The organism is Rhodoferax sp. (assembly GCF_028714215.1).
Lineage (GTDB): Bacteria > Pseudomonadota > Gammaproteobacteria > Burkholderiales > Burkholderiaceae_C > Rhodoferax.
Window position 1 is genome coordinate 1 of sequence record NZ_JAQTMS010000073.1, and the last position, 22,487, is coordinate 22,487.

The window sequence follows — 22,487 nt, forward strand, 5'->3', positions numbered from 1 at the left end:
CCAAGTGCCAGTGCCTTGGCATGCAGGGCGTCCACCTGGGCCGCGTCCCTGACGGCCAGAGCAATCATGGTGCCGTTGCCAACGCAGGCCGGTTGGCCGTCAAAGGGCTTCATGACGCTGAACATGGGCTGGTCGGGTGCTGTACCCCAACCGATACCGCGATCCGACTCGAAGCAACGCTTGGCCGGCAGCAGGCCCAGCAAATCGTCGTAAAACGCCGTTGCACGCGGCAAATCGTTGGTGCCGACACAGGTGTAACCGATCATGGAAGCTCCTTTGGTGCAGGTTGAAAATTGACCCGTCGCAAACGCAATCAAACGGCCGGCATGGCGCCGACCTCGTCATTCCCACTCGATGGTGGCCGGTGGCTTGCTGGATACATCATAGGTGACGCGGTTGATGCCACGCACCTCGTTGATGATGCGGCTCGACACCTTCTTCAGCAGCGCATAAGGCAACTCGGCCCAGTCGGCGGTCATGAAATCGCTGGTCTGCACGGCGCGCAGCGCCACCACGTAATCGTAGGTACGGCCGTCACCCATCACACCCACGCTCTTGACCGGCAAGAACACGGTGAAGGCCTGACTGGTCAGGTCGTACCAGCTTTTCCCACTGGCCTCGTCGACGAAATTGCGCAGTTCCTCGATGAAGATGGCGTCGGCCCGGCGCAGCAGATCGGCGTATTCCTTTTTCACTTCACCCAGAATCCGGACCCCCAGGCCGGGCCCCGGGAACGGGTGCCGGTACACCATGTGGTAGTGCAGGCCCAGCGCCACGCCCAGCTCGCGCACTTCGTCCTTGAACAGCTCGCGCAAGGGCTCCAGCAATTTCAGGCCCAGTTGCTCCGGCAAACCGCCGACATTGTGGTGGCTCTTGATGGTGACGGCCTTCTTGGTCTTGGCGCCGCCCGACTCGATGACATCCGGATAGATGGTGCCCTGCGCCAACCAGGCGACATGGCGCGAATGATCGCTCTTGAGCTTGCCGGCCTCGGCCTTGAACACTTCCACGAATTCGCGGCCGATGATCTTGCGCTTGGCCTCGGGGTCGCTGACGCCCGCCAGCTGGCCCAAAAACTGATCGGCAGCATCGACCCGAATTACCTTGGCGTGCAGCTTGCCGACAAACATCTCCATCACCAGATCGCCCTCGTTCAGGCGCAACAAACCGTGATCGACAAACACGCAAGTAAGCTGGTCGCCGATGGCACGGTGAATCAGTGCCGCGGCGACCGATGAGTCGACACCGCCGGACAGGCCCAGAATCACCTCTTCTGTGCCAACCTGGGCGCGGATTTGCTCCACCGCCTCGCTGATGTAGTCGCCCATGATCCAGTCCGGACGGGCCGCGCAAATATCCAGCACGAAGCGTTCCAGAATCGCCGCGCCGCGCTTGGTGTGCGTGACCTCCGGGTGAAACTGCACGCCATAAAAGCGGCGCTCTTCGTCGGCCATGCCGGCAATCGGACAACTGTCGGTGCTGGCCATCAGCTTGAAACCGTGCGGCAGCTCGGTGACCTTGTCGCCATGGCTCATCCAGACCTGCAGCATGCCGTGGCCCATCGGGCTGGCGTAATCCTGAATACCTTCGAGCAACTGGGTGTGGCCATGGGCACGCACATCGGCGTGGCCGAACTCGCGCTTGTGGCTGGCCGCGACCAGTCCGCCCAGTTGCACCGCCATCGTGAACATGCCGTAACAGATGCCCAACACCGGTATGCCAAGTTCGTAAACTGCCTGCGGCGCCCGCAAGTCGTGCTCTTCATAGGTGCTGGCGTGGCTGCCCGACAGGATGATGCCCTTGAGCTTGCCGTCCCGGGCATAGGCGCGGACCCATTCATTCGTCACGTCGCAAGGGTGAACTTCGCAAAAAACATGCGCTTCGCGGATGCGCCGGGCGATCAGTTGCGTAACTTGCGAGCCAAAGTCGAGGATGAGAATTTTCTGGTGCATTTTTAGTTAAGTCTGTCCCACAATTATTCAGAACGGTAATTCGGCGCTTCCTTGGTGATTTGCACGTCATGGACATGGCTTTCACGAATGCCGGCGGTGGTGATCTCGACAAACTCAGCCCGGTTCTGCAGTTCTTCAATCGTGGCGCAACCGCAATAACCCATGCTGGCGCGCACGCCGCCGGTCATTTGGAACACGATCGCCACCATGGAGCCCTTGTAGGGAACGCGTCCTTCAATACCTTCGGGCACCAGCTTGTCGGCATTCGGGTTGCCGGTGGTCGATTCCTGAAAATAGCGGTCGGCACTGCCTTGCTGCATGGCGCCAATACTGCCCATGCCGCGATAGCTCTTGTAGCTGCGGCCCTGAAACAGGATCACTTCACCGGGCGCTTCTTCGGTGCCGGCAAACATGCTGCCCATCATCACGGAACTGGCTCCGGCCGCCAGGGCTTTGGAAATGTCGCCACTGTAACGGATGCCACCGTCGGCAATCAACGGAATGCCGCTGCCCTTGAGCGCCGTGGCGACACTGTCGATCGCCATGATCTGGGGCACGCCAACGCCAGCCACAATGCGGGTGGTACAGATGGAACCGGGACCAATACCGACCTTGACCGCATCGGCGCCGGCCTCGGCCAATGCCAGCGCGGCCGCGCCGGTGGCGATATTGCCGCCGATCACATCGACCTGCGGGTAGTTTTGCTTGACCCAACGCACCCGCTCTATCACGCCCTGACTGTGGCCGTGCGCGGTGTCGACCACGATCGCGTCGACTCCGGCATGCACCAAGGCCTCGACCCGCGCTTCGGTCCCCTCGCCGACGCCGACGGCGGCGCCAACGCGCAGTTTGCCTTGCGCATCGCGCGCCGCATTGGGAAAGCTTGTTTGCTTGGTAATGTCCTTGACAGTGATCAGACCCTTGAGTTCAAAGGCCTCGTTGACCACCAGCAGACGCTCTATTTTGTATTGATTCAACAGCACCTTGGCTTGTTCCAGCGTGGTCCCGTCGGGCACGGTCACCAGTTTGTCGCGCTGCGTCATGATATGGCTGACCGGCAGGTCATAACGGGTCTCAAAGCGCAGGTCACGCCCGGTGACCAGACCCACCACCTTGCCGCCATCGCAGACCGGAAAACCTGACACACCCAGTTGCTCCGACAGGTTGATGACCTGGCGCACGGTGTGTTGGGGCGTGATCACGACCGGATCGCGCAAGACACCCGACTCGTAGCGTTTGACCTTGGCAACCTGGGCCGCCTGCTCCTGGGCCGTCATGTTTTTGTGGACGATGCCGATACCCCCCTCCTGCGCGATGGCAATCGCCAGGCGGGCTTCGGTGACGGTGTCCATGGCCGCCGACACCAGGGGTAGATTCAGGGCAATGTTGCGGGAGAAACGGGTTGCAAGAGAGGTGTCCTTGGGCAGGACCTGGGAGAACGCTGGGACCAACAAGACATCGTCGAAGGTGAGCGCTTTGCCAATAAGGCGCATGTTCTTAAGCTCCAAATGGCAGATTGTAGCTACCTCACGGCAATCAGGTCAGTGCCGCTTGGCGATAAACAGACACCTGGAACCGTCCAAAGGTTTTACCTTCTTGGCAGCCCGGCCCTCTGCACGCTAAACTTGCCGCATGAATCGATTCCGGCTTTTTTTTGTGGCTGTCATTTGCCTGCTGACGCTGAGCGCGGCAGCGCAGTCGAAGTGGCAGGAAGCGGCGCATTGGCAGTGGTTGGACAAGGACGGTCGCAAGGTATTTAGCGACCGGGCTCCGCCCCCCGAAATTCCTGAAAAAGACATTCTGGAGCGACCGTCTCTTGCGCTGGCACCAGCGCGGCCCACCAGTGGCGCCAGCGCACCCCGGCCCAGCGGGGTCGACAAGGAACTGGCCGACAAGAAAAAAAAGGTCGAAGAGGCTGAGTTTGACAAACGCAGGACTGAAGAAGAGAAAATTCAGAAGATGAAGGCGGAGAATTGTGCGCGTGCCAAACGGGCCAAAGCGAGCTTTGATTCCGGCCGCCAGATCGCCCGGCCCAACGACAAAGGCGAACCCGAGGTTCTGAATGCCACCACCCGTGCCGCCGAGTTGGCACGCATTCAGTCGGTCATCGATTCCGATTGCCAATAGCCAGTTCAATAGCCGGCCTTGGCGCCCGGACGTTTTTTCGCAAACAGTCCAGCTGTCCGCGCGCCCTGCTTGACAAAGCGCTCGCGCCGCGCCACTTTCGGGTCGACGCTGAGCTCTCGGTAGATTTCGACACGGTCCATTTCCCGCAAGGCCTGGCGCAGGCTGGCTTTGCGGCCCCAAACACCTACGGCCATGGTCTGCGGGTCAAGCGCGGGGAAAAGCTGCAAAAAGCCACTGGCTTGCAAAGCTTCCAGAACCGTGCAACCGGGCTCCAGCCGCAGACTGACTTCTCGCACTTCACGCGGCTTGGGCGAATACAGCACGGTGATCGGAATGCGCTTGTCACCCGCCATACACTTGACCGGCACGTTTGACGAAAGCGTCCACCATGCTGGCAGCAATCTTGTCAAACACCGGGCCAACGATGCGGCTGAGCGCCGCGTTGTCAAAACCATAATTGAGCGTCAGTTCCACCCGGCAGGCGCGCTGCGAACCATCGCCAATCGGGAGGAAATTCCACTCGCCGTCAAGTCTTGAAAAAGGGCCGTTGACCAATTTTATGGCGACCTGACGATTCAGTACATGCTCGTTGCGGGTGCTGAATGTCTGGCGGATGCCGCTGAAGGAAATGCCGATTTCCGCCGTCATTCCGTTCTCGTCCGCGCTGACCACCCGAGCCCGGTCACACCAGGGCAAGAACTCGGGGTATCGGTCAACGTCGGTGACAAGAACATACATCTCGGACGCGCTGTACCAGATAAGGACTGACTTGGTTACGGTTTTCATAGAATGGAGGCCTGCGCGGGATTGTAGACAAGCCTTGTACGCACGACTGACAACCCCAGATTGACCCCATGGCCAAAAAACCTGAAACCGCCGCCCGCATTGCCGACAACAAAAAGGCCGCCTACAACTATTTCTTTGAAGAACGCTTCGAGGCGGGTTTGGTGCTGGAAGGCTGGGAGGTCAAATCGCTGCGCGAGGGCAAGGTCCAGTTGACCGATGGCTACGTCGTCATTCGCAACGGCGAGTTGTTCGTCATCGGCCTGCAGATCAATCCTCTGGGCACTGCTTCCACCCACATCAGCCCGGACAAGCAGCGCACCCGAAAGCTCCTGATGCACAAGGAAGAGATCAAACGGTTGATCGGCAAGGTGGAACAAAAAGGCTACACACTGGTGCCGCTCAACCTGCACTGGAAGGGCGGCAAGATCAAATGCGAGGTTGCCCTGGCCAAAGGCAAGGCCGAGCACGATAAACGTGACACCATCAAGGACCGCGAGGGCAAGCGCGAGGTGGAACGGGCGATGAAAAGCCGCCAGCGTTAATCTTTTACCCCGCTGGGAATAAACGGTGGGCAGCGGGTGTTTATCTGATTGCAAATGCTTGTTTGCAACCATCAACCCAGGAGTTCCGCATGAAACCTAACGCCCGTGCCACCCTTGCCCTGTCTACCACACTGATCCTTCTGGGGGGCTGCGCATCCATGTATGCCGCTCCCGCCAAGGTGTCCGACGGCCTGCTGGTGGGCCCCACCGGCATGACTCTTTATACCTTTGACAAAGACCCCAGCGGTACTGGCAAATCGGTGTGCAACGGCCCCTGTGCCGCCAACTGGCCGCCCCTGATGGCGGCCGAAGCCGACAAGGCATCGGGCGACTACACCATCATCACCCGCGACGACGGCGCAAGACAATGGGCGATCAAGGGCAAGCCCCTGTATTACTGGGTCAAGGACAGCCGGCCCGGCGATAAAACAGGGGACGACTTCAACAAGGTCTGGCAGACCGCCAAACCATAGCTCACAAAACCTTGCCGGACAGATGACCAAGCACCCCATCGTCGACCAAATTCCGGCACTGCGCCGTTATGCGCGAGCCCTGACCGGCGACAGTTGGTCCTCCGATGATCTGGTGCAGGATACGCTGGAACGGGCTTGCAGCAAGTGGCGTTTGTGGGCTGCCGGGTCCGACCTGCGAGCCTGGTTGTTCACGCTGATGCACAACCTGTTTGCCAATCAGGTGCGCCGCTCCTTCAGACAAGCCGGCAGCGGCAGCGTCGATATCGAAGAGTTGGCGCAAGAGTTGGTGGCACCCGACGTCAACCTGGGAGCGGCACTCGATTTACAGCGTTGCCTGTTGTGCCTGCCGGCGGACCAGCGGGAAGTCCTGCTTCTGGTCAGCCTGGAGGACATGAGCTATGCCCAAGTGGCCAGGGTAACAGGAGTTCCGATTGGCACCGTGATGTCACGTCTGTCGCGCGCGCGCCGCCGCCTGCAAGCCCTGCTGGACGCACCGGCCCGCGGCGCCGAGCAGATGGCGACCAGCGACACATCCAGCACCGTGGTCGTTCCGCTTCGGCGTCTGAAATGAGTGATTGGAAAGACCGCATGGACAGCCGCCCCTCCGAGCCCCTGACAGAAGATGAAATCCACGCACTGGTGGATGCGCAACTGACAGTGGCAGAACTTGCACGGCTGCAGGCGCGGCTGGCGCATGACCCGGTCGCGCAAGCCAGCGTGGCGCAATGGCAGCAACAGCGCAAGGCCTTGAAAAGCTTGCATCAACAAGTCCTGAACGAGGCGATTCCTGCAACCTTGATCGCAGCGGCACGGCACTCCGCGGCCTCGCTACAGGAAAGCAATCCCTGGTGGCAACGGGGCGGGATCGCCGCCGCAGTGTTGTTGACTTTTGGCACGGGCTGGCTCTCCAGCGCCGCCTGGCACACTCAATGGCAAGCCCAAGCGCCCACGGCGGCGCTGATCAAAGCCCGGGCAGGCCAGGATTTCGCACGCCAGGCCAGCCTCGCGCATGCCGTCTATGCCCCGGAGGTGCGGCATCCGGTGGAGGTCGCCGCCGCGGAGCAGCAACACCTGGTTCAATGGTTGTCCAAGCGGCTCGGCAAACCGCTCAAAGTTCCTGATTTGAGCGCCCAGGGTTACCAGTTGATGGGTGGGCGCCTGTTGCCCGGTGAGGCAGGGGCCAGGGCCCAGTTCATGTTCCAGAACGACTCCGGCGGGCGCATCACGCTTTATCTCGGGGCGGTAGACAAGGCTGCCAAGGGGATTGACGCAGCCCAGACCGGTTTCAACTTTGCCACCGAAGGTGCAATTTCGAGTTTTTACTGGACCGACCAGGGCTTCGGCTACGCTCTTGCCGGCCCGGTGCCACGCGACAGCCTGATGAAACTGGCGCAAGCCGTCTACGGCCAGCTTTGATGCTGGTTCGACTCAACTCAGATCGCGCAGCGGATGGGTCTGTGGCGTCCACGGACTGCTGAAGAAAGGCGCCGTCATGCCGGCAGTAACCTCTTCGACGCGGTTTGGGTTCCAACGCGGTGCATTGTCCTTGTCCACTGCCAGCGCGCGAATCCCCTCCACGGTCTCGCTTTGACTATCGCTGCGCTTGAGATGGCGGGGATGAAAACAGTGATGCACCATATCCCGCTCCATGCGCAGATCATCGGCCAGCGACATGCCGCGGGCGCGGCGAATCTGGGCCAGCACCACGTGCAACATCAATGGCGAGCGCCGCCGCAGAGTGGCTGCCGTGTGTTGTGCCCAGCCCCCTCCCGCCGCCTCCAGCGCGTGGACGATGGCAGACACCGTGGGATGCGAAAAATAGGCATCGATCTGGGCCGTGTCGACCATGGAATTGACGGGCACGGTCACAGAAAACAGCGCCAGCCATTGCTCCATGGCGCCGGCTCGATCGAAGTCCGTGCTGGCCAAGGCATCCCAGGCCGAGGCCAGTCTGGCGACATCGAAGCAGCTGTCCGCCAAACCAAGCTCCAGCGCCTGCCCGGCTCCTATCGTATCGCCGGTCAAGGCCAGCCACTCGCCGCTGTGACCCGGGCAGCGGCTCAGGAAATAGCCACCCCCCACGTCCGGAAACAGCCCGATATTGGTCTCCGGCATGGCCATCCGGGTGCGCTCGGTGACGATGCGAATATTGGCCCCCTGACTGATGCCCATGCCGCCGCCCATGACGATGCCGTCCATGAAGGCGATATAGGGCTTGGGATAAGTGTGGATCAAATGGTTGAGGCGGTACTCTTCCGTGAAGAAGGCTTCCAGTTGCGCATCACCGGTGATTGCAGCCTGATGGAAAAAACGGATGTCACCGCCGGCACAAAAAGCCCCGAAGGGCCCGCTCTTGCCGCTGCCGCGAATCGCCACCGCTTTCACCTGCGGATTGTCGCGCCAGGCCAGCAGGCACACGCTGAGGGCGCGAATCATGGCGAGCGACAGGGCATTCAGGGCTTTTGGCCGGTTCAACGTGATAAGTCCGACATGCCCGTGAACCTCGCTCAGGACATCCGGCTCCACTTGGATCGGAAGAATGCTACCGCTACTCATCTTCTGCTTCTCCAGCCGATCAATTCGTTGACGAACAAGGCACCAATCACCAGCGATCCCCCTAGCAGCACATTGACGGTCGGGACCTCATTGGCACCGACCCAGGCCAGCAGAATACCAAAAATCACTTCCAGCAACCCCAGCAGCGAAACCTCCGGTGCTTTCAACACGCTGGCGCACAGCACCGCCAGCGACGACGGGATGGCCAATTGGACCAAACCCAGGAGCGCCAGCAGAAGCAGGTCATGACCGGAGGCTTGAAACGGAATGGCCAGTGGCAGGGTCAGCAGGGAAGAGAGGACGGCACCGATCAACACCGCCGGTATCAGATCGACATCGGTCCCCTTGGCGTGCGCGTTCTGGGTCACCGTCCAGTTGGCGGCGCCGGAGATCGGAACGCACAAAGCCACCAGGGTACCCAGCAGGCTGACACCCTGACTGATCTGACTGCCATACATATAGGCGATGCCGCAGCCCGCCACCACGATCGCCAGCCAGGTTCGACCGGCGATCCGGTGTCCAATAAAAATGCGCGCCGCCAAGGCTGTCAGCAGCGGACTGATGGCCATTGTGACCAGTACGTTGGCGACACTGGTGAGCGTGATGGCGACCATGAAAAAAGTGAACATGCCGCACCAGCAAAGGCCCGATATCCACAGGGTTCGTCCACCACCCCGCATCCGCTGAAAAACATCGCGGCCCTGAAACAAGGGCAGGATGACCAACAGCGACAACACGGTGAAAAAACTGCGCCAGAAGTTCACCTCGAAACTGCGGGTATGTTCCAGATGACGCGTCACCACACCGGCGATCGACCACATCAGGGTCACCGCGATCATCAAAAGAACTGCCCGGTTGTGACTGAGCTTCATGAGATTTACGGGACAGGCCGAGTCCTGGGTTTTTGAGGAACAGAGCGCCGCTACGCGCAGCGAGCCGGCTCTGTCCTCAACGGTTCCAGGCAAAAAAGCCCTGTCTCCAACTGGTCAAAGCGCCCCGCGCCCCGCCCGCTTGCGCTCATGCTCTGACAGGTAGCGCTTGCGCAGACGGATCGACTTGGGCGTGATTTCGACCAACTCGTCGTCCTCGATGAACTCCACGCCGTACTCCAGCGTACATTCGATCGGGGGGGTGATCTTGATCGCGTCTTCCTTGCCGCTGACGCGGAAGTTGGTCAGCTGCTTGGTGCGCGTGGCGTTGACCACCAGATCATTGTCACGGTTGTGAATGCCGACAATCATGCCTTCGTACACCGGGTCGTTGGCCCTGACGAACATGCGGCCGCGGTCGTCCAGCTTGCCCAGCGCGTAGGTGAAGATTTCACCAGCGTCCATGGAAATCAGTACGCCGTTTTTGCGGCCGCCGATGTCGCCCTTGTGCGGCTCGTAGCTGTCGAAGATGTTGGAGATCAGACCCGTACCACGCGTCAGGTTCAGGAATTCGTTGGTGAAACCGATCAGGCCACGCGCCGGAATGCGGTACTCCAGGCGCACCCGGCCACGGCCATCCGGCTCCATGTTGACCAGGTCGCCCTTGCGCTCGCCCAAAGCCTGCATCACACCGCCCTGGTGTTGCTCTTCGATGTCGGCGGTCACCAACTCGATGGGCTCATACTTTTCTCCATTCACATCCTTGAACACGACGCGCGGCTTGCTTACTGCCAACTCAAAACCTTCGCGGCGCATGTTTTCCAGCAAAATGGTCAAGTGCAATTCACCGCGACCCATGACTTCAAAGATACCTTCTTCGTCGGTTTCCTTGACGCGCAAGGCCACGTTGTGTTGCAGTTCTTTTTGCAGGCGGTCCCAAATCTGGCGGCTGGTGACGTACTTGCCCTCACGGCCGGCCAGCGGACTGGTGTTGACGCAGAAGTTCATGGTCAGGGTCGGTTCATCGACCTTGAGCATGGGCAGCGGTGCCGGATTGGCCGGGTCGGTGATGGTCACGCCAATGCCGATGTCGGCAAGGCCGTTGATCAGCACGATTTCGCCTGGGCCGGCGTCCGTGGTCTGCACGCGCTCCAAACCCTGAAAAGTCAGCACCTGGTTGATACGGCCTTTGACGGCCTTGCCATCCGGACCTTCCATCACCACCACATCCATCATGGGCCTGATCGTGCCCTGGCTGATGCGCCCGACACCGATCCGGCCCACAAAGGTCGAAAAATCGAGCGCAGAAATCTGTAGTTGCAGCGGCGCTGCAGGATCACCCTGTTGGTGCGGCACATGCTGGAGAATGGTATTGAACAGGGCCGACATATCGGGACCCCACTGCTCACCCTGACCTCCCTCCTCCATCGACGACCAACCGTTGATGCCCGAGGCGTAGACCACGGGGAAATCCAGCTGTTCATCCGTGGCACCAAGCTTGTCGAACAGATCGAAGGCGGCGTCGACCACCCATTGAGGGCGCGCACCGGGCTTGTCCACCTTGTTCACCACCAGGATCGGCTTCAAGCCCAGAGCCAGAGCCTTCTTGGTCACAAAGCGGGTCTGGGGCATCGGGCCTTCTTGCGCATCAATCAGCAGCAGCACGCCGTCGACCATGGACAAGGCACGTTCCACTTCGCCGCCGAAGTCGGCGTGGCCGGGGGTGTCGACGATGTTGATGTGCGTGCCTTCCCAAGTCACGGCGCAGTTCTTGGCAAGAATCGTAATGCCACGTTCCTTTTCGATGGCGTTGTTGTCCATCACGGTGTCGACAATCTTCTCGTGCTCGGCAAAGGTGCCGGACTGGCGCAGCAATTGATCGACCATGGTGGTTTTGCCGTGATCGACGTGGGCGATGATGGCGATATTGCGAATTTGTTTATGGCTCATGGTTCACTTTCTAAATTGGTTGGAGACAGCGCTCGCTACGCTTGAGTCTGTCTCACAAGGGTCCATCAATCGGGTCAAAGTCTCGTTATTTGTTCAATCTCAAGTGGGCTCAGCAGCCGGGTCGGAATCAATTCACCGCCCTTGACATGCGCCGTGCCCAACAAGGCACGCGGTTTGTCGGCATAAACGGCCACTTGCTCGGCATCCGGCCAGCCACCCCGGCGTCGCAAGCCGCTCAGAAAACGCCCTGCATTCTCGCCGTCCAAAGTGACAACTGCATGCTCGCAAAGCAGTGACTCCACCGGCAGCAGGCAACTCAATCGCTGCTCCTCCGTCATGGCCTCCAGTGCCTCCAGAGTCACGCACTGGGACAGCGAGAAGCCACCGGTCTGCAGGCGACGCAGCGCCGTCAGATGCGCGCCACAGCCCAAGGCATCACCGATATCCTCGGCCAGCGTCCGGATGTAGGTTCCCTTGCTGCATTTGACTGTCATTTTCACAGTCGGCTGCGGACTGTCCGCGCCCACCAGAGTGGCCTTCAACTCTTGGATCGTCACCTCGCGGGCATCCCGTTCCAGTTCGATGCCGGAGCGCGCGTATTCGTACAAGGCGCGTCCATCCTTCTTCAAGGCGCTGTGCATGGGAGGTATTTGCCGGATCACGCCGGTAAACCGCGACACCACTTCGGCCAGAGCTGCTTCACTCACCTTCACCGCTCGCTCGTCAATCACCGCGCCCTCGGCATCCCCGGTACTGGTCTTGACACCCAGGCGCGCCAGCGCCTCATACGTTTTGTCAGCCTCCAGCTGGAGCTGACTGAATTTCGTCGCCGCGCCAAAGCACAAAGGCAACAGGCCGGTGGCCAGCGGATCCAGCGTGCCGGTATGGCCGGCTTTTTCCGCGCGCATCAGCCATTTCGCTTTTTGCAAGGCGTCATTGCTCGACCAGCCCAGTGGCTTGTCCAACAGTAGCACCCCATGCACGGGGCGCCTGGCAACCCGTGCACGCGGCGCAGTTAGCATGCTAGTCCTCGTTTTTGGAACGCGAGGCGACCGCCTGCGCAATCAAGGCATTCATGTCCGCGGCTCGCTCCGTCGTGCGGTCGAACACAAAATGCAGTGTCGGTACCGTATGAATATGCAGCCGTTTGAACAGGCCGGCGCGCAAAAAGCCGGCCGCCTGATTCAAACCTTCGGTGCATTCTTTCGTGTCCCCCTTCAGCAGACTGAAAAAGACCTTGGCATGTGCGTAGTCCGGCGTGACTTCCACCGACTGAATCGTGACCATGCCGACACGCGGATCCTTCAACTCGCGCGCGATCAGTTCGGTCAGATCACGCTGGATCTGATCGGCCACCTTGAAGGCGCGGTTGGGCGTGGAGGATTTTTTCTTGACCATGGAGTGTCAACTGTGCAGTGGCAACCACCAGCGGTTCAGGCGTGGCAAGTACAGATTGCTCGGGTCATGCGACATGGCGACCCGAAACGCCTGGCCGGTCACACGCTGGATGTCGATGAAGCCGATAAAGCGCGAATCGTTGCTGTTGTCCCGACTGTCGCCCAACACCAAGAGTTTCCCGGCCGGAACCCGCACCGGCCCAAAACGGGTGAGGTGGTTCATCTGCGGCAGGCGGGCGACGTCAATGGCTATCCCAGCCAACTGTTCGCGCCAAATCTGGGCGTTCAGCAGGCCCGACTCAGTCTCCAGTTCACGCGCCGGATCCAGCAGCGTGCGAGGCACCGGTTGCCCGTTGATGATCAATTGGTTGTCCCGCATCGCAACCTCATCACCACCGACCGCGACCACGCGCTTGATCAGGTTAAGGCCGTCCCGAGGTGAATCAAAGGTAATGACATCGCCAGCATGCGGTACATCCCAGCGCGCCACTTCAAGCAAGGTAAAGGGCAGGCGCAGACTGTAAGCCATCTTGTTGACCAGCACCCGGTCGCCCGCGACCAGGGTGGGATTCATGGACGACGATGGGACGTAGTTCCAGTCCGCCACGGCGGAGCGGAACAGCATCATCAGACCGATGAAGCACAAGACACCCTTGTATTCACGCCAAAGCGCTGTGAGCTTGTTCATGGCGGCGTCTCTCACAGTGTCCGGGCCACTTCGCGAATTTCAAAGAACTCCAGCACATCGCCTTCCTGGATGTCGTTGTAGTTCCTGATGTTCAAGCCGCAATCGAAGCCTTCCTTGACTTCCTTGGCATCGTCCTTGAAACGCTTGAGCGAGTCGAGTTCACCGGTGAAGATGACCACGTTGTCGCGCAACAGACGAAGACGGGCAGAACGCCTGACCACGCCCGCGGTAACCATGCAACCGGCAATCGAGCCGATCTTCGAGACTTTGAACACCTGACGAATTTCGGCGGTACCAATGACCTCTTCCTTCTTGTCCGGCGTCAACATGCCCGACATGGCGAGCTTGAGTTCGTCGACGGCGTCATAGATGATGTCGTAGTAACGAATATCGATGCCGTTGTTCTCGGCCAGCTTGCGCGCACCGGCATCGGCACGGGTATTGAAACCGATGATGATGGCCTTGGCGGCAATGGCCAGATTCACATCCGACTCGCTGATGGCGCCAACCGCCGCGTAAACCAATTGCACCTTGACCTCGTCGGTGGAGAGCTTGAGCAGCGACTGCGCCAACGCTTCCTGCGAACCCTGCACATCGGCTTTGACGATGATGGGCACCAGCTTGACTTCGCCGGCCGCCATGTCGGTGAACATGTTCTCCAGCTTGGCTGCCTGCTGCTTGGCCAACTTGGTGTTGCGGAACTTGCCGGCACGGTAGGTGGCAATTTCACGAGCCCGGCGTTCGTCCGCCATCACCATGAATTCGTCGCCGGCTTGCGGCACTTCCGTCAAACCCTGGATTTCCACCGGGATCGAAGGGCCGGCCGACTTGATGGTCTTGCCGTTTTCGTCCAGCATGGCGCGCACCCGCCCATAAGTAGAGCCAGCCAACACCACGTCGCCGGTCTTGAGGGTGCCCGATTGCACCAGGACAGTGGCCACCGGGCCACGTCCGCGGTCGAGTTGCGCCTCAATCACCAGACCCTTGGCCATGGCATCCACCGGCGCGCGCAGTTCCAGCACCTCAGCCTGCAACAAGACTTGCTCCAGCAAGGCATCAATGCCCTGCCCGGTCTTGGCCGATACCGGCACAAAGGGCGAATCGCCACCGAATTCCTCCGGCACCACTTCTTCCACTACCAGTTCGTTCTTGACGCGTTCCGGGTTGGCATCCGGTTTGTCGATCTTGTTGATCGCCACCACGATCGGGACTCCGGCCGCCCTGGCGTGCTTGATCGCCTCCTTGGTTTGCGGCATGACACCGTCGTCCGCCGCGACCACCAGAATCACGATGTCGGTTGCCTGGGCACCGCGCGCTCGCATGGCGGTAAAAGCCTCGTGACCGGGGGTATCCAGGAAAGAAATCATGCCACGTGGCGTTTCCACGTGGTAAGCGCCAATGTGCTGGGTAATGCCACCGGCTTCACCCGAGGCCACCTTGGCCCGGCGAATATAGTCCAGCAGCGATGTCTTGCCATGGTCCACGTGGCCCATGACCGTCACCACCGGGGCCCGTGGCAGGGACTCGGATTGCTGCCGGGACACCTCGTCGTCGGTAAATGCTTCCGGATCGTCGAGCGCGGCAACGATTGCCTTGTGGCCCATTTCTTCCACCAGAATCATGGCGGTATCCTGGTCCAGCGGCTGATTGATGGTGACCATCTGGCCCAGTTTCATCAAGTGCTTGATGACCTCGGATGCCTTCACCGCCATCTTGTGCGCCAATTCGGCCACGGTAATGGTTTCAGGCACATGCACCTCGATGACGCGCATCTCCACCGGGGCTGCCACCGCCCGGTTGTCATCACGGTCTCTGTCGTTGCTGCCGCGTTTGCCGCGCGGACCAGCACGCCAATTGTTGCCACGGCTGCCGGGGGCCCCGGTGGCACCACGGGTCGGGATGGCTTTCTTCTTGCCCGGGTCGCCGGCCCAACTGCTGGAGAGTTTGGCCGATTTGACTTCTTTCCCGCCGCCGGGTGCACTCGCCGCAGGGGTTCCGGTGGCCCCGGGACGGGCTGGTTTTGCCGGCGCCGCGCCGGCTGCCGGTTTATGCAATGTACCTTTGATGCTGGCCTTGGCGGCCTCGGCCGAGCCTGGCTTGACAGCCGGCTTGCTTTCTTCCGGTTTTTTGATCGGTGGCGGCTTCTTGGCGGGTGCCGACATCATCTGGCGAATGGCGGCTGCCTCCGCCTCGGCCAGACGTCTGCGATCCCCCAGGTCGGCCGCGCGTGCCACATCCTCAGCGGCCCGTGTTTTCGAGTCCGCCGCCGCCTTGTCCCGAGCCTGCGCCTGTGCTTTGGCTACTGACTTGGCCGTTTCGGCCGCCTCCAGCACTTTGGCCGCAGCCTTGTCAATGGCTTCCTGTGCCTGTGGCAAAACGGTTGCTTCCTTGCTTTGTTCCAGAGCGGCCTGGGCCAGCTCTTGTTGCGCGGCTTTTTCAGCGGCCAGCTCAGCCGCCTCGCGCAAACGCTGTTCCTGTGCTTCGCGCTCACGCCGGCGCTCCGACAGTTCCTCTTCCTGACGGCGGATCAACTCGGCCTGACGGCGAGCCTCTTCCTCGCGCGATGCCAGTTCGGCGTTGTCGCGCGCCGCCTTGGCCTCAAGCTCGCGCTCCGGCTCGACCGCATCCTGGGGCATGTCAACCCCGTCCTCACGCCGTACAAACGTGCGCTTTTTGCGCACTTCGACCTGAATCGTGCGCGCCTTGCCGGTAGCGTCGGCCTGCTTGATCTCGCTGGTCGACTTCTTGACAAGCGTAATCTTCTTGCGCTCGGCGCCGGCAGTGCCATGGGTGGACTGCAAATAAGTTAACAGACGCTGCTTATCGGCATCATCGAGCTTGTCGGAAGCGGCCGATTTGGTCACTCCCGCCGATTTAAGCTGCTCAAGCAGCGTAGCGGTTGATTTTTTGAGTTCGCTGGCAAACTCGGCGACGGTCGTACTGGACATTTGTTGTGTAACCTTTAGTTCGGCATGACAAGCCCCGCGGGCAATTGTCAGCCATCACTGAAATCTCGTATTCATGTATTCATGACAATTACTTTATGCTTGCGAAGCGGCATCATTGACAAACCAATGTTCGCGCGCTTTCATGATCATGGTCTTGGCTTCGTCCGCCGACTGACCCGTGATCTCGGTAAGTTCGTCGACCGCCAGATCGGCAAAGTCATCCAGGGTGTGAATGCCACTGTCGGCCAGTTTGGTCATCAATTCGAGAGTCAGGCCTTCGAGGTCGCGCAGTTCAAGTGACACTTCCTGAACGCTCTCCTCATGCGCGATTTCCATCGTCAGCAGCGCATCCTTGGCGCGGGTGCGCAATTCGTTCACGGTGTCCTCATCGAAACTCTCGATCTCCAGCATCTCTTCCAGCGGCACGTAAGCCACCTGCTCCAGACTGGTGAAACCCTCGGCAATCAACAAATCGGCAATTTCCTCATCGACATCGAGTTTTTCCATGAACAACTTGCGACCCGAGTCGGTCTCGCTGGCCTGCTTCTGCGCCGACTCGGCGGCATCCAGGATGTTGATCTTCCAGCCGGTCAACTCGGAGGCCAGACGCACATTTTGACCGCCACGTCCGATCGCAATGGCCAGATTTTCCTCATCCACCACGACATCCATGGCGTGGCGCTCTTCGTCCACCACAATGCTTGAAACATTGGCCGGCGCCAGCGCACCAATCACAAACTGGGCCGGATCTTCGCTCCACAGCACGATATCGACGCGCTCTCCGGCCAATTCATTGGTGACGCCATTGACCCGTGTGCCGCGCACGCCGACACAGGTGCCAATCGGGTCGACCCGCTTGTCGTGCGACAGCACGGCGATCTTGGCGCGCGAGCCGACATCACGCGCGCAGGATTTGATTTCAAGCAAGCCCTGCTCGATTTCCGGTACTTCCTGGCGAAACAGCTCAATCATGAATTCGGGCGCCGACCGCGACAGGATGATGGGTGCGCCGCGCAGGGTGAGGTCAACCTCCATGATCATGGCGCGAACCCGGTCGCCGATGCGCAGGTTCTCCTTCGGGATCATCTCGCTGCGCCGCAGTCGGCCTTCGACCCGTCCGCTTTCGACGATGATGTCGCCCTTGTCCATGCGTTTGACGGTACCAACGAAGATCTTGTCGCCGCGCGACATGAAATCGTTGAGCAACATCTCACGCTCGGCATCGCGAATTTTTTGCAGGATGACCTGCTTAGCCGCCATCGCACCGATACGGCCAATCGGCACCGACTCCACCGTTTCTTCGATGTACTCGTCAACCTCGATGTCCGGAATCTGTTCCTTGGCTTCGAACAGCAGGATTTCCTGGTCGGGCAACTGCAGGCCGGCCTCGTCCGGCACCACATGCCAGCGACGAAAAGTCTCGTACACACCGCTGTCACGGTTGACCGCAACGCGGATATCGACGTCGCCCGGGTAAAGTTTTTTCGTCGCTTGCGCCAGCGCTGCCTCGACCGCGCCAAACACCACATCCCGCTCCACGTTTTTTTCGCGTGAGATGGCTTCCACCAGCATTAACATTTCGCGATTCATGCCATGACTCTCCTGTTTCAATTCAATCCATATCCGACTCAGCGGCACCCCTGGTGCCTCGTCCCTTGAAGCTGACGATGGGGGCCAAGCGCGCCTCTTTCAACTCATCCAGAGTGAACCCCAGTGCCTGCAGCGGCGCCGGCAATCTTTTCTTGCTGACCTTTTGACCGGGTTTGACCACCGGTTCATCGCGCCAGACAATCTGCCAGCCGACAGCCCCACCCGCATCCGCCTGACGGCGCTCCAACGTACCCCGAAACTTCTTTCGGTTGGCGCTGACCGAACTCGCCGTCACGCCCAATGGCGCCTTCAGCGTCAGATCGATCACCTGCCCAACAAACCGCTCAAAGTCCGCTGCGTGCCGCAACGGACGGTCAATGCCCGGCGAGGAAACCTCAAGCCGCTTGTACTCGACACCATCCACCTCCAGCGCGAACTGCAACTGGCGCGTCACCTTCTCGCAATCCTCAACTGTCACGAATTGCTCCACCACCGCATCCGCGCCACCAGCCTCGGCCGGCGGCGTCCACGGCAGATCTATCGTGACGCGCAGCAGCCCGGCGGCGGAACGCTCGATTTCCACCAATTCATAGCCCAGACCGGCCACCGTTTGTTCAACAATTTCTTTCAGAGCCACTTGTACGTTCAGATGCAAGGCAAAAACAATCGACCAAAAAAAACGGGCGGTTGATACCCGCCCGTTTGGTCGTGAGCTTGGATTATATCCAAAAACGCGCTAAACGCCATGATTTTCAAGGAAATTTTAGGGCATTGTACCTGCCTTGATCAGGACCATGCGGTCCGGTCTAAGGTACTTGGTAATCGCACCATTGACCTGCTGCTGGGTCAAGGCGTTGACTTTTTGCGGAAAGTCATCCAGCCAGCTGACATCGTAGCCCCGATTGACCGCTGCCAGCAAGGTATTCGCCATGCCATCGGTGGTTGCCAGATCAACCTTGAAGGAGCCTATCAAATTGCTCTTGCGGGCCTCGATTTCAGCCAGCGTGGCACCATTGTCATACCAGAGCTGAAGCTGACGTCGGGTCGACGCCAGGCCTTTTTCCAGCAGGGCCGGTGCAAAGGAGGCGGTAATTTTCCAGTCGCCGGCATTGAACGTGTCATTGGCCAAACGGGCACCCACATCGTAAGTCAGCCCTTCCCGATCGCGCACGTTGGCCATCAGGCGTCCGGTAAAACCGCTGCCCAGAATCGCGGTGGCAACGCGCAAAGCCTGGTAATCCGGGTCGTGGAAGCGCAAGCCGCTGGCTTGGCCCAACACCACCGAGACACTGGTCTTGTCGGCCATGACAACATTTTGACTTTGCACGGCCTCCAGGGGCGCGGCCAGCGGAGCCACGCGCACCAGTTGGGCGCCGCCCTGCCAGCCGGAAAAAGACTTGCCGACCTCAGCCCCGAGTTGCGCCATGTCGAGGTCGCCAACCGCCACCAGGGTCATTTGCGCCGGTCCGTAATTGGCCTTGTGGAAGGCAATGACATCCTCCAGTTTGGCGGTCTCGATCGCCGCCAGCAAATCCTCCGGCAGAGGGCTGCGGTTGGGATGGTTGGCCGGGTACACGGCGCGTGAAAAAGCATCGGCGGCACGGAAATCGGTGTTTTCAAGGCGGCGCTTGAGAGCGCCGGCAAACTGCTTCTTCGCCTTGCCAAATTCTTCCGCCGAGAAAGCCGGGCTGCGCAGTTGTTCGGCGATCAGAGCAAGCACCAGCGGCACATCTTTTTTCAATGATTTGGCACTGATTTCCAGTTGGTCGTTGCCAACTTTGAAGGCGATGCTGGCACCCACCGCTTCGAGTTTTTCGGCAATGGCAAATTTATCCTGCTGCCGGGTGCCCTGATCAAGCAGCATGCCGGTCAGTGTCGGGATGCTCGGGTTGCGGGCACCGGCCAGTGCTCTTCCCGCTGGCAGCACGGCGCGCAAGGTCACCACGTTTTTCACGCCGGTGGGATAGGCGATGACGTCGATGCCGGCAATCTTGCTGCGTTTTGCGTTGGCTGCCATCGTGCTGGCGCCGCCACTGGCGATGGCATCGCCCGTGGCCGTGGACGGGGCGCTCATCACACCGGCAAGGTCCAGGCCGGGGCTGCGGTAATAGTAGGGACCATCGACGCGCCAGCGCTTGGCCGCCGCGCCTGCGCCTTTGGCAGCAGTGCCCGTGACCGTCGGCACAAACCAGCCGCTGGTACTTTGATCTTCATTCAGGTAACTATTGGCCACCCGCTTGATGTCGGCCGTCGTGACTTTCTGGATCGCCTCGTCCAAACGGTAAAACAGGGACCAGTCGCCCGCGGCAATGCACTCATTGAGGTTGCCGGCAATGGCAAAAGAGCCATCGCGTTTGAAGGCGGCGTCAGCCAGCGTCTTGGCAATGGCAGCCTGCAGTTCACCCTCGGAGACGCCCTCATTCTTTAACCTCTCGATTTCCTGCACGACGATTTTCTCGACCTCTTCATGCCTGACGCCAGGGGCTAGCGGGGCGAAAATGATGTGCAGCGTGGGGTCGCTGTTGAATCCGGCATCGGCCTCGACGCCGGTGGAAAGATTCTTGTCGGTCAGCGCCTTGTACAGACGGCTGTTCTTGCCATCCGTCAGAATCGCGCTGAGCAAGGTGACGGCCGCATAGTCGGGATGGGTGGCGGCCGGAATCTTGTGCGCGATGGCGACCACGCCCAGTTGGCCGGAACGCTTCACCGTCACGCGCCGGGCTCCCATTTGCGGCGGCTCTTCGGTGTACACGGTGGGAATCGGTTTGGGTGAGTGCGGGTAAACGCCAAACGATTTTTTGACCAGTGCCAAAGCCTCGGCCGGTCGAAAGTCGCCAATGATGGAGACGGTTGCGTTGTCGGGCCAGTAAAAAGTGTCATAGAACTCGCGCAATTTTTCAATTGACACTTTTTCAATGTCGCTGCGGTGTCCGATGGTGCTGTGGTGATAGGGGTGGGCCACGAATGCGGCCTGGTAAATCTCCTTGTACAGCGACTGAATGGGAGAGTTCTCGCCGCGTTCGAACTCGTTGCGCACAACGGTCATTTCCGGGCGGCGATCATCCTCGCGCAGCAGCAGGTTGCGCATGCGGTCGGCTTCCATGTCAAGCACCGAGGCCAGGTGCTCGCTCCCCAGGTTTTCATAATAGTTGGTGCGGTCCAGCCAGGTCGTGGCGTTGTACCTGGCACCGGTTCGCTCCAGCAACTGATCGACGTTATTGCCCTTGCTGCGATCACGCTGGCGGGTGCCCTTGAACATCAGATGCTCCAGAATGTGCGTGGCACCCGTGGTGCCGGTGACCTCATTCTTGGAACCGACCCGGTAGGTGACCATGAGGGTCAGCGTCGGGCTGGAGTGTTCCGGCAGCAGCAGAACCTGCAGTCCATTCGACTTCAGGCTGTATTCGTCGATGCTGCCGACCGTTTTGACATGGACGAAACCATCCGCTGCAACCGGTGCCGCGTGCAGCGTCACCGTCAAAACAAGAAGACTCAATAGCGCCAGGCATCGTTTCATGATATTCACCCAAAATGCGAAACCGCGACCTTAGCATAGAGTGCCAGCTTTTCTTGACGCTCTCCAGGGCCTTAAAAAAGGCCATTCGCATGCGACAATTCCGTATCCAGTACCGCCAGCCATCCGGCTGGAACGTTTTGAACCACCACCAGACGATTATTGAAAAGGACGATATGGGATTCCTGACGGGAAAGAGACTACTGATTACCGGTGTTTTGTCGAAACGCTCGATCGCCTATGGCATCGCCCAGGCCTGCCACGCACAAGGTGCGGAGTTGGCTTTCAGCTACGTCGGCGAGCGCTTCAAAGAGCGCATCACCGAGTTCGCGGCCGATTTCGCTTCTTCCCTGGTATTTGATTGCGACGTCGGCGACGACGCGCAGATTGAAAAACTGTTCACCGACCTGGCGCAGCACTGGCCCAGTTTCGATGGTTTTGTGCACAGCATTGGTTACGCACCGCGCGAAGCCATCGCCGGCAACTTCCTGGATGGGCTGAGCCGCGAAAATTTCAGAATTGCCCATGACATCAGCGCCTACAGCTTTCCGGCCATGGCCAAAGCCGCCCTGCCCTACCTGAATGAAGGATCATCCTTGCTGACGCTGACCTATCTGGGTGGCGTGCGGGTGGTGCCCAACTACAACACGATGGGGCTGGCCAAGGCGTCGCTGGAATCTTCGGTGCGCTACCTGGCCGACGCCATCGGCCCGCGCGGCATGCGGGTCAACGGCCTGAGCGCCGGTGCCGTCAAAACCCTGGCCGCCAGCGGCATCAAGGATTTCGGGCGTCTGCTGTCCATTTCGGCCAGCGCCTCGCCGCTCAGACGCAACGTGACGATTGAAGAAGTCGGCAATGTCGCGGCCTTCTTGCTGAGCGACCTGGCCTCCGGCATGACCGGCCAAATCACTTATGTGGACTGTGGCGTCAGCCAGACTGCGGTAGCCGTCGTCGAAACAGCAAATTCCGAGTAACCATCCCCCGGCAAAGCCGGGGGCTTTCAAATTGTGAGCCGCTCAAAGCGGCAAAACGGGGTCGCTAACGCGGCCCCAACCCTTGGTGCCACCGTTTCGGTGGCCGTTTATCTCCACAGCC

21 protein-coding genes are annotated in these 22,487 nt (G+C 60.0%); 6 read left to right on the forward strand and 15 right to left on the reverse strand.

Translation table 11 applies throughout. The annotated features are described in order from the left end of the window. The 3 genes from PHS32_RS22250 to guaB form a co-directional block, all read right to left on the reverse strand. A partial coding sequence (locus PHS32_RS22250; RefSeq protein WP_301081613.1) for a VOC family protein occupies positions 1 to 266 on the reverse strand: 266 nt, incomplete at its 3' end. A gap of 75 nt (positions 267 to 341) precedes the next feature. Beyond that, positions 342 to 1,952 (reverse strand): glutamine-hydrolyzing GMP synthase, encoded by a 1,611-nt coding sequence (gene guaA, locus PHS32_RS22255; protein WP_301081614.1) that lies wholly within the window; start codon positions 1,950 to 1,952, stop codon positions 342 to 344. Positions 1,953 to 1,975: 23 nt separating this feature from the next. Then, positions 1,976 to 3,445, reverse strand: a complete 1,470-nt coding sequence (gene guaB, locus PHS32_RS22260) for an IMP dehydrogenase (RefSeq protein ID WP_301081615.1) — start codon at positions 3,443 to 3,445, stop codon at positions 1,976 to 1,978. 139 nt (positions 3,446 to 3,584) lie between these two features. Here guaB and PHS32_RS22265 point away from each other — a divergent pair, with 139 nt between their 5' ends. Next, positions 3,585 to 4,079 carry a DUF4124 domain-containing protein gene (locus tag PHS32_RS22265; protein WP_301081616.1) on the forward strand — a complete coding sequence of 165 codons (495 nt, stop codon included), beginning with the start codon at positions 3,585 to 3,587 and terminating at the stop codon, positions 4,077 to 4,079. Positions 4,080 to 4,084: 5 nt separating this feature from the next. Here the strand turns inward: PHS32_RS22265 and PHS32_RS22270 are convergent, their stop codons facing one another. Together PHS32_RS22270 and PHS32_RS22275 are read right to left on the reverse strand one after the other, a co-directional pair. Next, complete coding sequence (locus PHS32_RS22270; RefSeq protein WP_301081617.1) at positions 4,085 to 4,432, reverse strand: RnfH family protein; 348 nt, start codon at positions 4,430 to 4,432, stop codon at positions 4,085 to 4,087. Next, complete coding sequence (locus PHS32_RS22275; protein WP_301081618.1) at positions 4,422 to 4,865, reverse strand: type II toxin-antitoxin system RatA family toxin; 444 nt, start codon at positions 4,863 to 4,865, stop codon at positions 4,422 to 4,424. The genes PHS32_RS22270 and PHS32_RS22275 overlap by 11 nt, the downstream gene beginning before the upstream one ends. Positions 4,866 to 4,933: 68 nt before the next feature. Here PHS32_RS22275 and smpB point away from each other — a divergent pair, with 68 nt between their 5' ends. The 4 genes from smpB (at position 4,934) to PHS32_RS22295 (ending at position 7,296) form a co-directional block, all read left to right on the forward strand. Further along, positions 4,934 to 5,407 carry an SsrA-binding protein SmpB gene (gene smpB / locus PHS32_RS22280; RefSeq protein WP_301081620.1) on the forward strand — a complete coding sequence of 158 codons (474 nt, stop codon included), beginning with the start codon at positions 4,934 to 4,936 and terminating at the stop codon, positions 5,405 to 5,407. 158 nt (positions 5,408 to 5,565) lie between these two features. After that, positions 5,566 to 5,880 (forward strand): hypothetical protein, encoded by a 315-nt coding sequence (locus PHS32_RS22285; protein ID WP_301081637.1) that lies wholly within the window; start codon positions 5,566 to 5,568, stop codon positions 5,878 to 5,880. 22 nt (positions 5,881 to 5,902) lie between these two features. Continuing rightward, a complete protein-coding gene (locus PHS32_RS22290) occupies positions 5,903 to 6,451 on the forward strand; it encodes a sigma-70 family RNA polymerase sigma factor (protein ID WP_301081622.1) in 549 nt (182 codons plus the stop codon). After that, a complete protein-coding gene (locus PHS32_RS22295; protein WP_301081624.1) occupies positions 6,448 to 7,296 on the forward strand; it encodes an anti-sigma factor in 849 nt (282 codons plus the stop codon). Before PHS32_RS22290 ends, PHS32_RS22295 begins: the two co-directional genes overlap by 4 nt. Positions 7,297 to 7,308: 12 nt before the next feature. On the opposite strand, the gene PHS32_RS22300 is transcribed toward PHS32_RS22295, so the two are convergent. The 10 genes from PHS32_RS22300 to PHS32_RS22345 form a co-directional block, all read right to left on the reverse strand. Further along, on the reverse strand, positions 7,309 to 8,436 hold the full coding sequence (locus PHS32_RS22300) for an enoyl-CoA hydratase/isomerase family protein (RefSeq protein WP_301081625.1): 1,128 nt from the start codon (positions 8,434 to 8,436) through the stop codon (positions 7,309 to 7,311). Then, positions 8,433 to 9,308 carry a DMT family transporter gene (locus PHS32_RS22305; protein ID WP_301081627.1) on the reverse strand — a complete coding sequence of 292 codons (876 nt, stop codon included), beginning with the start codon at positions 9,306 to 9,308 and terminating at the stop codon, positions 8,433 to 8,435. Before PHS32_RS22305 ends, PHS32_RS22300 begins: the two co-directional genes overlap by 4 nt. Positions 9,309 to 9,422: 114 nt before the next feature. Further along, entirely contained in the window at positions 9,423 to 11,255 is a 1,833-nt protein-coding gene (gene typA, locus PHS32_RS22310) for a translational GTPase TypA (RefSeq protein WP_301081628.1), read from the reverse strand. Between the two features lie 74 nt (positions 11,256 to 11,329). Further along, positions 11,330 to 12,277, reverse strand: a complete 948-nt coding sequence (gene truB, locus PHS32_RS22315) for a tRNA pseudouridine(55) synthase TruB (protein ID WP_301081629.1) — start codon at positions 12,275 to 12,277, stop codon at positions 11,330 to 11,332. Position 12,278: 1 nt separating this feature from the next. Then, entirely contained in the window at positions 12,279 to 12,653 is a 375-nt protein-coding gene (gene rbfA, locus PHS32_RS22320; protein WP_301081630.1) for a 30S ribosome-binding factor RbfA, read from the reverse strand. A 6-nt stretch (positions 12,654 to 12,659) separates the two neighbouring features. After that, entirely contained in the window at positions 12,660 to 13,340 is a 681-nt protein-coding gene (gene lepB / locus PHS32_RS22325) for a signal peptidase I (RefSeq protein WP_301081632.1), read from the reverse strand. 11 nt (positions 13,341 to 13,351) lie between these two features. Beyond that, positions 13,352 to 16,288 (reverse strand): translation initiation factor IF-2, encoded by a 2,937-nt coding sequence (infB, locus tag PHS32_RS22330; protein WP_301081633.1) that lies wholly within the window; start codon positions 16,286 to 16,288, stop codon positions 13,352 to 13,354. 93 nt (positions 16,289 to 16,381) lie between these two features. Continuing rightward, the gene (gene nusA / locus PHS32_RS22335) at positions 16,382 to 17,878 is read right to left on the reverse strand and encodes a transcription termination factor NusA (RefSeq protein ID WP_301081634.1); all 1,497 of its coding nucleotides are present in this window, start codon (positions 17,876 to 17,878) and stop codon (positions 16,382 to 16,384) included. A gap of 22 nt (positions 17,879 to 17,900) precedes the next feature. Beyond that, the gene (rimP, locus tag PHS32_RS22340; protein WP_301081635.1) at positions 17,901 to 18,515 is read right to left on the reverse strand and encodes a ribosome maturation factor RimP; all 615 of its coding nucleotides are present in this window, start codon (positions 18,513 to 18,515) and stop codon (positions 17,901 to 17,903) included. Positions 18,516 to 18,641: 126 nt separating this feature from the next. Continuing rightward, the gene (locus tag PHS32_RS22345; RefSeq protein WP_301081636.1) at positions 18,642 to 21,395 is read right to left on the reverse strand and encodes a pitrilysin family protein; all 2,754 of its coding nucleotides are present in this window, start codon (positions 21,393 to 21,395) and stop codon (positions 18,642 to 18,644) included. A gap of 173 nt (positions 21,396 to 21,568) precedes the next feature. On the opposite strand from PHS32_RS22345, the gene fabI reads away from it, so the two are divergent. Next, positions 21,569 to 22,366: an enoyl-ACP reductase FabI gene (fabI, locus tag PHS32_RS22350; RefSeq protein WP_301081639.1), complete on the forward strand. Its 798-nt coding sequence runs from the start codon at positions 21,569 to 21,571 to the stop codon at positions 22,364 to 22,366. Positions 22,367 to 22,487 lie beyond the last annotated feature (121 nt).

Bases quoted from the DNA above. Each gene is read 5' to 3' on its own strand.
- truB (WP_301081629.1), bottom strand. From the start codon at position 12,277: ATGCTAACTGCGCCGCGTGCACGGGTTGCCAGGCGCCCCGTGCATGGG.
- infB (WP_301081633.1), bottom strand. From the start codon at position 16,288: ATGTCCAGTACGACCGTCGCCGAGTTTGCCAGCGAACTCAAAAAATCA.
- PHS32_RS22295 (WP_301081624.1), top strand. From the start codon at position 6,448: ATGAGTGATTGGAAAGACCGCATGGACAGCCGCCCCTCCGAGCCCCTG.
- fabI (WP_301081639.1), top strand. From the start codon at position 21,569: ATGGGATTCCTGACGGGAAAGAGACTACTGATTACCGGTGTTTTGTCG.
- PHS32_RS22290 (WP_301081622.1), top strand. From the start codon at position 5,903: ATGACCAAGCACCCCATCGTCGACCAAATTCCGGCACTGCGCCGTTAT.
- PHS32_RS22285 (WP_301081637.1), top strand. From the start codon at position 5,566: ATGTATGCCGCTCCCGCCAAGGTGTCCGACGGCCTGCTGGTGGGCCCC.
- guaB (WP_301081615.1), bottom strand. From the start codon at position 3,445: ATGCGCCTTATTGGCAAAGCGCTCACCTTCGACGATGTCTTGTTGGTC.
- guaA (WP_301081614.1), bottom strand. From the start codon at position 1,952: ATGCACCAGAAAATTCTCATCCTCGACTTTGGCTCGCAAGTTACGCAA.
- lepB (WP_301081632.1), bottom strand. From the start codon at position 13,340: ATGAACAAGCTCACAGCGCTTTGGCGTGAATACAAGGGTGTCTTGTGC.
- PHS32_RS22305 (WP_301081627.1), bottom strand. From the start codon at position 9,308: ATGAAGCTCAGTCACAACCGGGCAGTTCTTTTGATGATCGCGGTGACC.
- rbfA (WP_301081630.1), bottom strand. From the start codon at position 12,653: ATGGTCAAGAAAAAATCCTCCACGCCCAACCGCGCCTTCAAGGTGGCC.
- PHS32_RS22275 (WP_301081618.1), bottom strand. From the start codon at position 4,865: ATGAAAACCGTAACCAAGTCAGTCCTTATCTGGTACAGCGCGTCCGAG.
- PHS32_RS22345 (WP_301081636.1), bottom strand. From the start codon at position 21,395: ATGAAACGATGCCTGGCGCTATTGAGTCTTCTTGTTTTGACGGTGACG.
- PHS32_RS22270 (WP_301081617.1), bottom strand. From the start codon at position 4,432: ATGGCGGGTGACAAGCGCATTCCGATCACCGTGCTGTATTCGCCCAAG.
- nusA (WP_301081634.1), bottom strand. From the start codon at position 17,878: ATGAATCGCGAAATGTTAATGCTGGTGGAAGCCATCTCACGCGAAAAA.
- typA (WP_301081628.1), bottom strand. From the start codon at position 11,255: ATGAGCCATAAACAAATTCGCAATATCGCCATCATCGCCCACGTCGAT.
- PHS32_RS22300 (WP_301081625.1), bottom strand. From the start codon at position 8,436: ATGAGTAGCGGTAGCATTCTTCCGATCCAAGTGGAGCCGGATGTCCTG.
- PHS32_RS22265 (WP_301081616.1), top strand. From the start codon at position 3,585: ATGAATCGATTCCGGCTTTTTTTTGTGGCTGTCATTTGCCTGCTGACG.
- smpB (WP_301081620.1), top strand. From the start codon at position 4,934: ATGGCCAAAAAACCTGAAACCGCCGCCCGCATTGCCGACAACAAAAAG.